This window comes from Phycisphaerales bacterium (assembly GCA_040221175.1).
Lineage (GTDB): Bacteria > Planctomycetota > Phycisphaerae > Phycisphaerales > UBA1924 > JAHCJI01.
Genome location: JAVJVK010000007.1, coordinates 20,338 through 32,378, shown reverse-complemented (window position 1 = coordinate 32,378; position 12,041 = coordinate 20,338). Strand labels below are relative to the sequence as shown.

Sequence of the window (12,041 nt, the reverse complement as noted above, 5' to 3'; positions counted from 1 at the left end):
TGTCCTGCGGTGAAGCGTAGGTGCGGCACCCAGGCCCGAGAACCGCGTCGACGCGTACGGGTTTCGGTGGCGCGTGGCACTCGGGCTCCATCCGCCGCGGACAACAGCCGATACCACTGGCAGAAAGGGGCGACTCCGTGGAAGACGCCAGCGCCAAGAACCTGCCCTCCGTGCTGATCGCCGACGACGAGCACCACATCCGCTTCATGTTGGAGTGGAAGCTCAAGTCCGACGACGTGCGCATCCTGACGGCCGCCGACGGCCGGACGGCCTTGTCGCTCGCCCAGAAGCACAAGCCGGCCCTGATCATCAGCGACTATCAGATGCCCTACATGGATGGCATCGGACTGGTCAAGAGCCTGGCCAAGGATCCTGCGACCTCGGATATCCCGGTCATACTGCTGACTGCGCTCGAGCATCGCATCAGCCGGGCCGAACTGGCCGACACCTGCGTCGAGCACATCCTGCGCAAGCCCTTCCGGCCCTCCGAACTCCTGGAACTGGCCGCGGACTACCTGCGCGCGTATCGAGAGCGGATGGGCGAAGCGGCATGAACGAGCAGGCTGGTGACATCGGCGGTCTGGTCAACGTGAAGTGGTCATCGCTGCATGGTTTCTCGATGGGCGAGCATTGCCCCGACGGCCTCGCGGACCTGCTGCTGGACGACGAGACGCGGTTGCGCATGGAGCGGATCGCGCAGGCCGGCCCCGGGTATGGCCTGCCCGAAGACCTGATCCCCGGAATCCGGGTGGTGGGCTTCAGCCAAGGCAGCGACGCCACGTCGCGCGGCGAGGCGGACGTCGTACTCGCGGTGTCGGCCGAAGCATTTGCCCGCGCCGGCGTGCCCGAGTGCAGCCCGCTGGAGCGCGGAATCGACACCGGTTCGGGTGATCTTGCGTCGGCGCTGCACCTGTTGAGCCTGGGCCAATGGGCCTGGGATCGCGAGCACGAGGTCATCCGCAGCCGCGACGAACTCATCAGCACCTTCAGCGAGCAGCTTTCCGAGAGCTACGAGCATATCAGCCTGCTGCTGTTCGTCGGGCGATTCATGAACCACGTCGCCAATCCGCTCACGGTCGTGCAGACCGTGGTGCAGGAAGTCCGCCGAACCATGAAGTATGGCTGGCTGGCGATGATCATGCTCCAGGACCGCGGCGCCGCCCAGAGCATCGCCGGCTCGACGACCATCGTGGGGGACCTTCCGATCTCCAGGGCAACGCTGGAACGAGCCTGCAACGAATACGCCCGCGTGCATCCGGCTGATGCGTGGACGCGCGTCATCGATTCGAGCGACGCCATCATGGGCTCGCTTATTCCCACCGAGATGCTTGTCGAGCCCATTACGCATCGCGGGCGCACGGTGGGCATGGTGATCTGCGGCGACAAGCAGGGGCGCAAGGAAGCCATCGACAGCGTGGACATCCAGATCCTCGACGCCGTGGCAGACCTGTTGGGCGTGTTCCACGATAACCTGCGTCGCCATGAGGACCAGGTTGCGATGTTCCTGGGAACCGTCGGCTCGCTCACTGCGGCCATCGACGCCAAGGACGCCTATACCCGCGGTCATTCTGAGCGTGTGGCCTGGGGCGCGAGAGAGCTGGCGCTGGCCATCGGGCTCGATGAAGAGACCGCCGAGCGCGCCCACCTGGCGGGCCTGTTGCACGACATCGGAAAGATCGGCGTGCCCGAGAGCGTGCTGACCAAGAAGGGTCGCCTGACCGAAGACGAGTTCGACATGATCAAGCGCCACCCGCGCATCGGGTTCGACATCCTCCGCGGCATTCCCAGCCTCGAGGACGTTCTGCCCGGCGTGCTGCACCACCACGAGCGGTGGGATGGCAAGGGCTACCCGACCGGAGCCGCGGGCGAAGAGATCAGCCTGTTCGGCCGCATCCTGGCCGTGGCCGACGTGTTCGACGCGCTCAGCAGCGACCGTGCGTATCGCAAGGCGCTGTCGCGCGACGAAGTCCTGGCAGAGATCCGCCGCAGCACGGGCACGCACTTCGATCCGCGGATGGCTCGCGCGTTCCTCGAGCTCGACTTCACGGGCTTCGATCGCCTGCTCAAGCTGGGCGGCAACGCCGGCGATGGCACGGCGGCCCAGCGGCCAGCGGCCTGAGCGGGACGTTCGATATCAAGATGCGATGGAGCAGCATCGCTACGGAATCGGCATCCAGTTTACTGTCGATGGGTCGAGCGCCAGCCCGCCCTGGTCATCAAAGAAGCCAAACGGCGGAAGCTGCGCGACGCCCGGATCGTACATGATGTTCACGGTCACGCCCGTGCGAATGATGATATCGTGATCGGCGATCACGGTGCCGCGGAACGACTGCGAGAGAAGGGCAAACTGAATGTCGTTGGTTGCGTACACGACGCCCTCGATCCGACCGGGGTAGGCGTCGTCCAACTCGTCGTCGTGCTGGAAGTTGTAAGGCGTACCGGGCGGATTCAGGTTTACGCCGATCGTGGCCTCGCTGGGGCCAGACCCGTTGGAAGCGAAGATCACGTTGCCATCGACGACCAGCGAAGGAAGCCACGAGTACGCCGGACGCATGAATACGTTCGCGCCGATCATGGTCTCGGCATTCGCGTTGAGCAGGACAAGCGTGCCCTCGATGCGGATGTTGCGGACGACGAACCGCTCGCCGCGGAGGTCGATGACGTAGACGCCTAATGGATTGGGTGTGCCGAATGGATTGCTGGTGGGGCTGAGCAGCACGTTCTGGAGCGTGCGCGCACCGCCGTCGTAGCCGATGGCGTCGAAGTTGATGGTGCTGCCGAGACCCTGGTAGTAGTTGAGCACGTCGGGCTTATTGGGTAGATCATGCCGGTCGGCCCCGCTGGTGGTGGTCCCCAGATACACCGTGCCCGAGACGCTGCCGCCCGCTTCAACGTCGGCATTGATGGAGCCGGCCGCGGCACTGAAGTTGTCTTTCGCGCCGACGACATGGTCGGCATTGAGGAACGCCGCCGAGCTGATCGAGACGTGCCGGCCGGCGTACATGGCCGTATCGAGGATGGTCATGGGCAGGCCGGAAGGCGCCAACAAAGCCTCGAGGCGTCGATCGGCCGAGCCGCGCTCGCCATCGGCCTGGAGTAGGAGTGGTCCGTCGACGTTGTTGATCGCCGCGCCATCGACTTCGCCGATCCGCCATGCAAAGCGACCGTCGTTCAAGGGAACGGCCTTGCGGAAGGTGCTCGTCAGGTCGTGGCGGTCATCTCCGCTGGCGAATCGAGCAGTGATGGCGCCCATGGCGTGTTCGAGGGCCGACTGGCTCAGCAGCCGGGCTTCGGCCTCGTGATCGGTCAGGATCGACTCCTTCGCGCGGGTGTTAGCCAGCGAGAGTGCGGCAAGGCCCGTGACGGTCACGATCGAGCCGGCAAGCAAAGCGACGAGATAGGCGGCGCCCCGGCGCCGGACATGTCTGATCGCGTGCATCATCGCACCCCCAGCGTGGGCTTGGACCCGGCCGGCGCTCGCTCGCTCCACACCATGGGCGACGACGTCAGCGTTGTGCCGTCGGGCAGCGTGATCGAGATGGGGACCTGCACCGTGCGCTCCTGATTCACCAGCGGCGGGCGCTGGAGCGCGTCGGACGACGATCGCAGCCCGGTCAACTGCACGCGCGAACCATCGGGCAACTCCACGAAGACCACGATCTGATACATCCGCAGGTCGAGCGTGAGCGTGTCGACCGTCTCGTTGCCACGAGTGGTGATGTCCACGCCCCACGCCCAGCGATTCGAAGCAAGTGGGTTGTCCTGCATGTCCAGCGGCGGGCTCTGTCGCAGGCCGACGTAGTCCAGTACATGATCGAAGTTCGCAAGCCGGGGTCCGGCGCCGGCGTTGGTCGCGTCGGTGCCCGAGGCGGGATGGGCCATGATCTCGGCCATGAGCACATGGGCCAACCGCAACGCATCGCGTCGATGATTCGCGTCGGCGCTGGCGCGATGGGCGGCCGCTGAGACGTTCATCGCGGCCACCAGCGTCGTGCCGATGAGCAGGGTGGCCAGTGTTGCCTCGATGATCGAGAAGCCCGAACGCGATGTCGCCCGTCTCTTGCTCATGGCGTCTCCCACGTCTCGGCGTAGACCTGGATCGCCAGGTCCTTCGTGGCGTTGATCTTCCATTGACCCAGCAGGTCGGTCGTTGCGATCCATCCGTCAGTGAGGTACTGGGGCGACGGCTCCAGCGCGACCTCGCCCGCCGAGGTAACAAGATTCTGGGAGACCACGATGGCGATGAAGTCGCCCTCGCTGAACTCCACCGTGTTGGGCAACTCAACTTCGACGTCCTGCATCGTGTCGGGCAGGTCGGCCTGACGCACCGTCGTCGCCACAATGGCCGCGGGATCGGGCCTGGCGGTCATCATGTTGACCCGGTGCAAGGCGATGGAGACGTCGCTTCCCAACGCCTTGCCCTGCATCCGCACCTTGGCTCGCGTCACACGGAAGCGGTTGTCCGAGCCGCCAGGCACCGGCTGGATGATGGCCGCCACCGACGACATGAGCGAGAGTGTGTGCACCGTTCCGCTGCCGGTGTAGCCGCGGTCGAAGACCTTCGTGTCCGAGACCGAGGGCGTGGGCACCGCCCACATCGGATCGGCCGGCACGCTGGCAACCAGGTACGCCAGCGACATGCCTGATACTGAGGGGACGACCGTCGACGCCGGCGAACCATTGAGCGAGAGGGTGATCGGATCGCCGTCGTTGCCTCCCCAGGCATATCGCAGCAGGTCCGGGGCGCCATCACCGGTGCGATCGGGCACGTAGAAGGCCACGCCCGTGGCGGTTCGTTCCTCGAACCGAAGCGCCAGTTCCAGGTCCGCCGACATCCGCGCCAGGCCATCCAGCGCGGGCGTGGCCTGCAAGCCGCTCGTTGCCGACTGGAAGGTCCGGCCGGCCATGCCGATTGCCGCGACTGCGCCGCCAAGCACGATCGTGCTGATGGCCATGGCGACCAGCAGCTCGGCCAGCGAGAGTCCACGTCTGGCGGCGTGCATCATGGGGACGCACTCGCAAGGCCCGTCACGGCGTCGACGACGAGCACCACGCCGCCCTCGCCGTTGCGCAGCGTGACGCTGCCGCCCGAGGACGGCACACCGAAGCCCGAGATGGTGTAGAAGTCGTTGCCCGAAAAGTCGACGGCGCTGATCCGGGCGTCCATCGGCCCCGATCGCAGGTCGAGCACCAGGTCGGGCCCGCCCACCCTACCAGCCGGCATGCCCGTGAACGTGACGAGATGGTTCGCCGCGTCGAACTGCACGGTTACCTCCGTCCCGGTCGCCCTGGCATACGTCAGGGCACGGTCCAGGTCACCCCGTAGCTGGTGGGCGGCCGACTGCAAGCGATACCGGGCCACCGCGCTGCCGTAAGCCGGCAGCGCGAGGCCCGCGAGCGCACCAATGATCACCAGGACGACGACGAGCTCCACAAGCGTGAAGCCACGACGCCGGGTCATGATCGGATCAATAGGTCGAGTACAGCGTGCCGGTGTCATCCGTCGCGGTACCGGTGTTGGGCGTGATCTCGCCGGTCGTCTCGTTGTACAGCCAGGCGATGCCGGCCGCGTCGGCAGCCGCCACGCCGTTATTGCCCTTCTGCGGACCCACCTGGATGGTGGGCACTTCCTTCAGGTACGGCCCATAGATGAACACGCCCGTCTTGGTCGCGTTCAGGTTGCCGTCGACGTCGGTGTACTGATTGATCAGTGCGTTCTCGAAGTCGGCGACCGCCGGGTACGTGTTGTTGTGCTCGGCGTAGTACAGCTCGAGCGCACTACGCATCGTCGACAGATCGGCGCGCAGTCGCGAAGACGTGGCGCCGGCGGCACCGCGGCTCATGCGAGGCACGGCCACGGCCGCCAGAATTCCCAGGATCGCAATCACGATCACCAACTCGATCAAGCTGAAGCCAGCCCGACGTGTGCGCATCATCCCAACAACCATGGTGCTAACCTCCGAAACGAGCCTCGATGGGCCCTGGTGTGCTTTCCTGTTGTGTCATCGACACGAATCGAACACGAATCCACTCCGCACGAGCAACTGATCGACGAATCCGGCCCGCATAATCACTACAAGCCGCACGCTCTGCTTATGGCGTGCCCCCGCTGGTCTGCTTCGGCAGCGACAGTTCCGCCGTCTGGGTCCCCGACTGGAAGACGGCCGAGCGCGAATCCACGCGAATCAGCCGATAACCCTCGATCTCTTCGCCCAGACGGACGGGCTTGCCGTTCACCATCGCAACGCTGGTGTCCCCGCTCAGGAGTACCAAAGAGAGTTGATGCTGGCTCAGGAAGGCCTCAACGGACATCGGGCCCGCTTCGCCTGCGTCATCCGCGGAATGGACGACCTCGGTGAAGGGGTCGAGGTCGGGCGTGACCTCATGCTCATCCAGTGCGGCGTGCAGCTTCTCGTTCCATTGCCGGGCGGCCTGTTCGGAGAGGCCCGTGCCCGTCGAGACGGGCGTTGACGTATCGGACGACGAAGCAGGCACGGAGTCGGCTGGCGTCGGCACAGTCGGGTTTGCATTGCTCGCTTGCGCGCCACTGGGCGGCGACAGCAGGAGTTGATCGATGGCCAGGATCAAGCCAGCCGAGCCGAGCAGTCCCAGCAGTACCTTGCGTTCCTTGTTCAGTGCCATGTCGCCAAAGCTATCGATCCGGCTGGACTTCCGATCGAGCGGATTCGTTGGCTCGCGCGGTCGATGCGTCCGAGGCTGACGGCTGGGGCGCATATACCAGCACGGTCGCCACCAATGCCAGGCCCTGGGACTCCATCGGGGCCGGTACGATCGCAAAGCCATCGATCGACGCCGTGGGGACCTGCGCACGCAAGCCCGAAACGAACGCATCGATGTCCGAGAACGATCCCACAGCATTGAGCGTCAGCCGCGTCTGGACGAGATCGCCCGCTGACTCGGTGCTTGAGCGATCCACACCCATGGGCGTCAGGCCGAAATCCGCGGCAACCTCCGTCAGCCGGCCCACCAGTCGTTCGCTTTCCAGCGGTCCGTCGCCGACCACGGACTCCAGCGAGTCGAGCTCGACCTGCGCGTCGCCGAGATCCTGCCGCAGCGCTCGCACGCGTTCACCGGCCCGCACGATGGCCTCTCGCTGAGCGGCGGCCTGGGCCTCTGCGCGTAACGACGGCGAGATGCCAAACGCGTACGCAATGCCCCCGAGTGTGAGGAGGCCCACTGCACCCAGACCATGGATATGGCCTGGCATGATGCGCGTATGGACTGGCTTGTGGTTCGGCGCCTGGCTCATGGGGCGCCTCCTGTCGTTGCCTTGGGCGCAATGACGCACTCGATCGAGAAGCCGGGTCGATCGCTGGGCGTTCTTGGCGACGTGACGGCGTGCCGAACGCTCTCGAACAGCCCGGTTGCATCCAAGCGTGCCGCCAGGTCGGCGGCGTGTTGCTTGGTGGCGGCGCTCCCTGCCATCGACAGCGACCACGTGCCCGTGAGGCCACGACGGGGTTGCACGTTGATCGATTGCAGGCGGACGTCTGTTCCGGTGTGCGCGGCGATGATGTCCAGGAGCGGATCCCACCGAAGCGACGCCGCCGCCCGGTTCCGGGCCATCCGCGTGGCCTTGAGGATGGCGATCTCCTCCCGTGTGGCCTGCAATTCGGCTTCGAGCGATTCGGCTTGCTGGGTCAGCCCCGCGGGCATCGCGGGCGGCTGCGCACGCGTCGCCAGGGCAGCAACCAATCCGGCGCCGACCAGCAGGCCGAGGCAGCCGAGCGTACCCGTCCATGCCGAGATGCAACGTCGGAGGCGGCGCGCATTGACGCGGTGTTGTGGCAGAAGGTTCGTGCCCATCATGCCAGATCCTCCATGAGCGCAAGGCCGATCGCGCCGGCAAGGGTTCCGTCGATCTCCTGCCCCCGCCCATCCAGCGGCTGAGCCAAGGCCTGGCTGAAGCGTCGCGACATGGCCTCCATGATCGTGGCGCGTGTGCTTGCTGCGCCCAGCACGCTGATTGCCGCCGGAGCGTGCGAACGCGATCGATGTCGCGCAAAGGCGATGCAGGCCTCGATCTCGGTCGCCAGCCGTCGAGCGACTTCCATCTCGCCGTACTCGCCGTCCAGCCGCAAGCCAGTGGGCGTTCGGGCATACAGGAGGGTGCTGTTGTGGAGGACGACGATGCGGGTGCCCCAGTCTTCAAGCCGTGCGCCAACCCGCACGGTGGCGGCCGCCGGCGCGCCGGCCAGCACGCGTCCGAGTGCCCGCGAGGGATCATCGACGCCCGCCACGCCCAAGCCGGCGGATTCAAGCGATTCGATAACCTGGTCGGTCGTGGCAATATCGCATCCAACGGCCATTGCCTGAACGGCCCGCCCCGGCGTGGGTAGGGCCCAATACGACAGCTCGAATGATCCTGCCTCCATCTTGCTCCGACGCGCGAACTCGGCCCGCGCGAGTTGGTCGACGGGCGCGCCCGACGTAACCGGCGGGAGCTCCAGGGTCGTCGTCTTCAGCGCCGCCTCGGGCGCATTGATCACGCATGGGGCAGGCGCAAACCCATGTCGAAACAGCAGTGACTCGAGCTCGATCGCCTCTTCCGAGGTCACGTCCCCGTCGTCTGAGCGACGAGCCATGCTCGCGCTGCAACGCAACGACCACCCGCGCCGGGTCAGGCTGACTTGAGCCGCGGTGATCGTGGTGGGGGTGATGTCCAGGCCTGTACGGATCGAGCCCATGACTGCGTTCCTTGGTTACGGGGCCCCGGCCGAGGCGGTGAGATCGAACAGCGGAAGGAACATGCTCGTGGCGATGCCCCCGACGACCAGGCCCAGCGTCACGAGCAAGAGCGGTTCGATGATGGCGCTCAACGCCTTCAACGTGGCTTCGTTCTCCTCTTCCAGAAAGTCCGCAACGTTGCCGAGCATCATGCCCATGCGCCCCGTGCGTTCGCCCGTGCGCACGCCCTCACGCACCAGGCCGTGGAGCAGGTCGGTATCTTCCAGGACCGTGCTGATGGGCTGGCCGACCTCGGCGGCGTCGTGCGCCTCTCTGAGCAGGGCGGCATACTCGGGGCTGCGCATCGAACCGGCGCACAGCGAAAGCACGTCCAGGAGCGGAAGATGGCTGTCCAGCAGGAGCGAGACCATCCGCGACAGCCGGGCGCTGGCGATCGAGCGTGCGATATCGCCCAGCTTGGGCGTCCGCAGCAGGGCCTTCTCGATCAGACGCGACGTCGCTGGCTGCATCAATGCGAAGCGGGCCAGCAGCGCGGCGGGCACGAGCCCGGCCAGCCATGCCCACCAATAGGTGCGTAGCATCGTGCTGAGCCAGAGGAACAGCTGCGTACTCGGTGGGACTGGCGTGTCCAGCGACTCGAACATGGCCTCGAACCGCGGGAACACCATCACCAGCATCACGAGCACGACGATGAAGCCGATGCCGATGAGGATGCATGGGTAGATCATCGCGCCGACGATGGCGCGTCGCATCGCCAGCTTCTGACGCATGAGCGAAGACACACGCTCGAGCATGTCGCCCAGCCGGCCGCTCGATTCGCCCGCGGCAACCATCGCACGGCATACTTCGTCGAAGTAGCCCGGATGAACGCCCATGGCCTCGGACAGTGGCGTGCCCGACTCGATGTCCGCCTGCAGGCGCTTGAGCACGGCCTTAAACTTCTCGTCGCGCGTCTGGCCCGCCATGGCTTCGACGCCCTCAGAGAGCGGCGTGCCGGAGGCAATCAACACCGACATGTGGCGCATGAACTGCGAGATGTCCGCCAGCTTGCCCCGGGAGCCCTTGATGCGACGCCCCGTGGTGCCGCGGCCTGCATCCTGAGCGATCTCGAGCACGATGATGTCGCGCTCCCGGAGCTTGTCTCGCGCGTCCGCCTTGTCGGCGGCTTCGATGACGCCGCGCTTGGGCGCGCCGCTGGTCTCGTAGCCAACATAACGCCACTTCATGCTGCCGCCTCCACGGGCTTGCCGGAATCGAGATCGTCGTCGCTCCGGGTTACGCGCAGGGCTTCTTCGAGGCTGGTCGAGCCGCGCTTGGCCACGAGCACTGCCTCCTCGCGCAGCGACTTACCGCCGCCCTTGAAGAATGCCTCGCGGAGTTCCATTGATGAAGCGCCCGCGTGCACCAGCCGGCGGATGGGCGGGGTGACCTCCATCACCTCGTAGATGCCCAGGCGACCCTGGAAGCCGGTGTCGTGGCAGTGCTGACAGCCCAGGCCGCGGCGGAAGGGGGTGCGCGCTTCGTCGGCGATGCCCGCTTCGGCCAGCAGGTTGTCGTCGGGGTAGTAACGCGTGGCGCAGTGCTGGCAGATCGTGCGAGCCAGGCGCTGGGCGATGACGCCATTGAGCGCGCCGCTGAGCAGATAGGGCTCGATGCCCATGTCCAGCAGTCGCTCGACGGCGCCGGGCGCATCGTTGGTATGCAGGGTTGCGAGCACGACGTGGCCCGTGATGGCGGCCTGTGTGGCGACGCGCGCGGTATCCTGGTCTCGGATCTCGCCCACCATGATCACGTCGGGGTCCTGCCGCAGGATGCTGCGTAGAGCCTTGGCGAAGCTCAGCCCAATGGCCTCCTGAACCTGGATCTGATTGATCAGGTCGAGCTGGTACTCCACCGGGTCTTCGACCGTCACGATGTTGCGCTCGGGACTGCTGAGCAGTTCCAGCGCCGAATAAAGCGTCGTCGACTTGCCGCTGCCCGTCGGCCCGGTCACGAGCATGAGGCCGTAGGGCTTGCGCAGCATCCGCGTGATGGTCATCATCAGTTCGGGACGGATGCCCAGGTCGGCCAGGCTCGAATTCAGATTGTCGCGATCGAGGATGCGGATCACCAGCTTCTCGCCCAGCAGCGTGGGGATGCTGGACACGCGGAGCGAGACCTCGCGGCCCTCGGCCATGATGCGGATGCGGCCCTCCTGCGGCATGCGCTTCTCCGCGATGTCGAGCTTGGCCAGGATCTTGACGCGCGAGGCGATGGCCGAGTGCATGCCCTGGGGCGGACGCATGAGGTCGCGAAGCGTGCCGTCGATCCGGTATCGGATGCGCGTGCCCTTGTGGCTGGGCTCGATGTGGATGTCGCTGGCTCGATCGCGGATGGCCGTTAGCACCGCCATGTTGACGAGGTTCACGATCGGGCTGCCGGCGATGATCTTGGCCAGGTCGCCTTCGGGCTCTTCCTCGTCGACGTTCTCCTTATCGAAGACCTCCACGTCCGATTCGCGGAGCTGGGAGAGGAAGGCCGTCAGGTTGGCCTGGTTCTGGGCGTACTTCTCGATGAATTCTTCGATGTTGCCGCGCAGTGCCAGCACCGGTCGTATGCGGCAGCCGGTGATCTGCGTCAGGCGATCGATGGTCGGTAGCGACTGCGGCTCGGCCATCGCCACGGTCATCTCATCTCGGATGCGGAACATGGGCATCACGCCCAGTTCGTGCGCTACGTCGGCGGTGACGACCTGGAGCAGCTCGGGATCCACCAGGCCGTGGCGCAACACGCACGAGGGCAAATCCAGGTGCTGGCCGAGCGTGTGCACCAGCGTGGCCGGCGAGATAATGCCCTCTTCGACGAGGATCTCGCCCAGCAGCGTGCCTTCGGCCTGTTGACGCTCCAAGGCTGCGCCGAGCTGTTCCTCGGTGATGACGCCGCTGCCCACGAGCACATCGCCGATCCGGGTGACCGGCGGTGGCGTCTGCTCCTTGTCTTGCGGCTGCTCGTCGCTCACAGGAAGCTCCTCGCTGCCGAGACACCATCGGCGTAGATGTCGAACCGGCCCGCGATGCCCGTCAGTTCAAGGCACTCGCGGACGGTCTCGTTCAGCCCGCACAGCTTGAGCACGCGGCCGGCCGACCCGAGCTGGTCGGTGGCGTCAAGCAAGGCTTCCAGTGCAGCGCTATCCATGAAGGGGACGGCCGAGGCGTCAACTACGCAGCGACCCATCGAACGACGGGCCGCATCGACGAGCTTGGTCCGAAAGACGCTCGAGTCCTGCTGCGTAATGGCGCCGTCCGGCCTGAGGAACGTGACTGCGCCGCGAACCTGTTCATCGATGCGCATCG

General features: G+C 65.9%; 14 protein-coding genes. 2 read left to right on the top strand and 12 right to left on the bottom strand.

Annotated elements, in window-relative coordinates; genetic code table 11:
* Window positions 1-137 precede the first annotated feature (137 nt).
* Both RIE32_07755 and RIE32_07750 read left to right on the top strand, forming a co-directional pair.
* Window positions 138-554, top strand: coding sequence for a response regulator (locus RIE32_07755; GenBank protein MEQ9096142.1), 417 nt, complete (start codon window positions 138-140; stop codon window positions 552-554).
* Complete coding sequence (locus tag RIE32_07750; GenBank protein ID MEQ9096141.1) at window positions 551-2,119, top strand: HD-GYP domain-containing protein; 1,569 nt, start codon at window positions 551-553, stop codon at window positions 2,117-2,119. Before RIE32_07755 ends, RIE32_07750 begins: the two co-directional genes overlap by 4 nt.
* Before the next feature lie 39 nt (window positions 2,120-2,158).
* On the opposite strand, the gene RIE32_07745 is transcribed toward RIE32_07750, so the two are convergent.
* The 12 genes from RIE32_07745 to RIE32_07690 all read right to left on the bottom strand — a co-directional run bounded on the left by RIE32_07745 (window position 2,159) and on the right by RIE32_07690 (window position 12,039).
* Window positions 2,159-3,442 carry a hypothetical protein gene (locus tag RIE32_07745; GenBank protein ID MEQ9096140.1) on the bottom strand — a complete coding sequence of 428 codons (1,284 nt, stop codon included), beginning with the start codon at window positions 3,440-3,442 and terminating at the stop codon, window positions 2,159-2,161.
* Window positions 3,439-4,068 (bottom strand): hypothetical protein, encoded by a 630-nt coding sequence (locus tag RIE32_07740; GenBank protein ID MEQ9096139.1) that lies wholly within the window; start codon window positions 4,066-4,068, stop codon window positions 3,439-3,441. Before RIE32_07740 ends, RIE32_07745 begins: the two co-directional genes overlap by 4 nt.
* Window positions 4,065-5,006, bottom strand: a complete 942-nt coding sequence (locus RIE32_07735) for a prepilin-type N-terminal cleavage/methylation domain-containing protein (protein MEQ9096138.1) — start codon at window positions 5,004-5,006, stop codon at window positions 4,065-4,067. The genes RIE32_07740 and RIE32_07735 overlap by 4 nt, the downstream gene beginning before the upstream one ends.
* Entirely contained in the window at window positions 5,003-5,461 is a 459-nt protein-coding gene (locus tag RIE32_07730; protein ID MEQ9096137.1) for a prepilin-type N-terminal cleavage/methylation domain-containing protein, read from the bottom strand. Before RIE32_07730 ends, RIE32_07735 begins: the two co-directional genes overlap by 4 nt.
* A 7-nt stretch (window positions 5,462-5,468) precedes the next feature.
* A complete protein-coding gene (locus tag RIE32_07725) occupies window positions 5,469-5,948 on the bottom strand; it encodes a type II secretion system protein (GenBank protein MEQ9096136.1) in 480 nt (159 codons plus the stop codon).
* 145 nt (window positions 5,949-6,093) lie between these two features.
* Window positions 6,094-6,642, bottom strand: coding sequence for a hypothetical protein (locus RIE32_07720; GenBank protein ID MEQ9096135.1), 549 nt, complete (start codon window positions 6,640-6,642; stop codon window positions 6,094-6,096).
* A 10-nt stretch (window positions 6,643-6,652) separates the two neighbouring features.
* The gene (locus tag RIE32_07715; protein MEQ9096134.1) at window positions 6,653-7,270 is read right to left on the bottom strand and encodes a hypothetical protein; all 618 of its coding nucleotides are present in this window, start codon (window positions 7,268-7,270) and stop codon (window positions 6,653-6,655) included.
* Entirely contained in the window at window positions 7,267-7,830 is a 564-nt protein-coding gene (locus RIE32_07710) for a hypothetical protein (protein MEQ9096133.1), read from the bottom strand. The genes RIE32_07715 and RIE32_07710 overlap by 4 nt, the downstream gene beginning before the upstream one ends.
* A complete protein-coding gene (locus RIE32_07705) occupies window positions 7,827-8,708 on the bottom strand; it encodes a hypothetical protein (protein MEQ9096132.1) in 882 nt (293 codons plus the stop codon). Before RIE32_07705 ends, RIE32_07710 begins: the two co-directional genes overlap by 4 nt.
* Window positions 8,709-8,723: 15 nt before the next feature.
* Complete coding sequence (locus RIE32_07700) at window positions 8,724-9,935, bottom strand: type II secretion system F family protein (protein ID MEQ9096131.1); 1,212 nt, start codon at window positions 9,933-9,935, stop codon at window positions 8,724-8,726.
* Entirely contained in the window at window positions 9,932-11,707 is a 1,776-nt protein-coding gene (locus RIE32_07695; GenBank protein MEQ9096130.1) for an ATPase, T2SS/T4P/T4SS family, read from the bottom strand. Before RIE32_07695 ends, RIE32_07700 begins: the two co-directional genes overlap by 4 nt.
* On the bottom strand, window positions 11,704-12,039 hold the full coding sequence (locus RIE32_07690) for an STAS domain-containing protein (protein MEQ9096129.1): 336 nt from the start codon (window positions 12,037-12,039) through the stop codon (window positions 11,704-11,706). Before RIE32_07690 ends, RIE32_07695 begins: the two co-directional genes overlap by 4 nt.
* Between the last annotated feature and the right edge of the window lie 2 nt (window positions 12,040-12,041).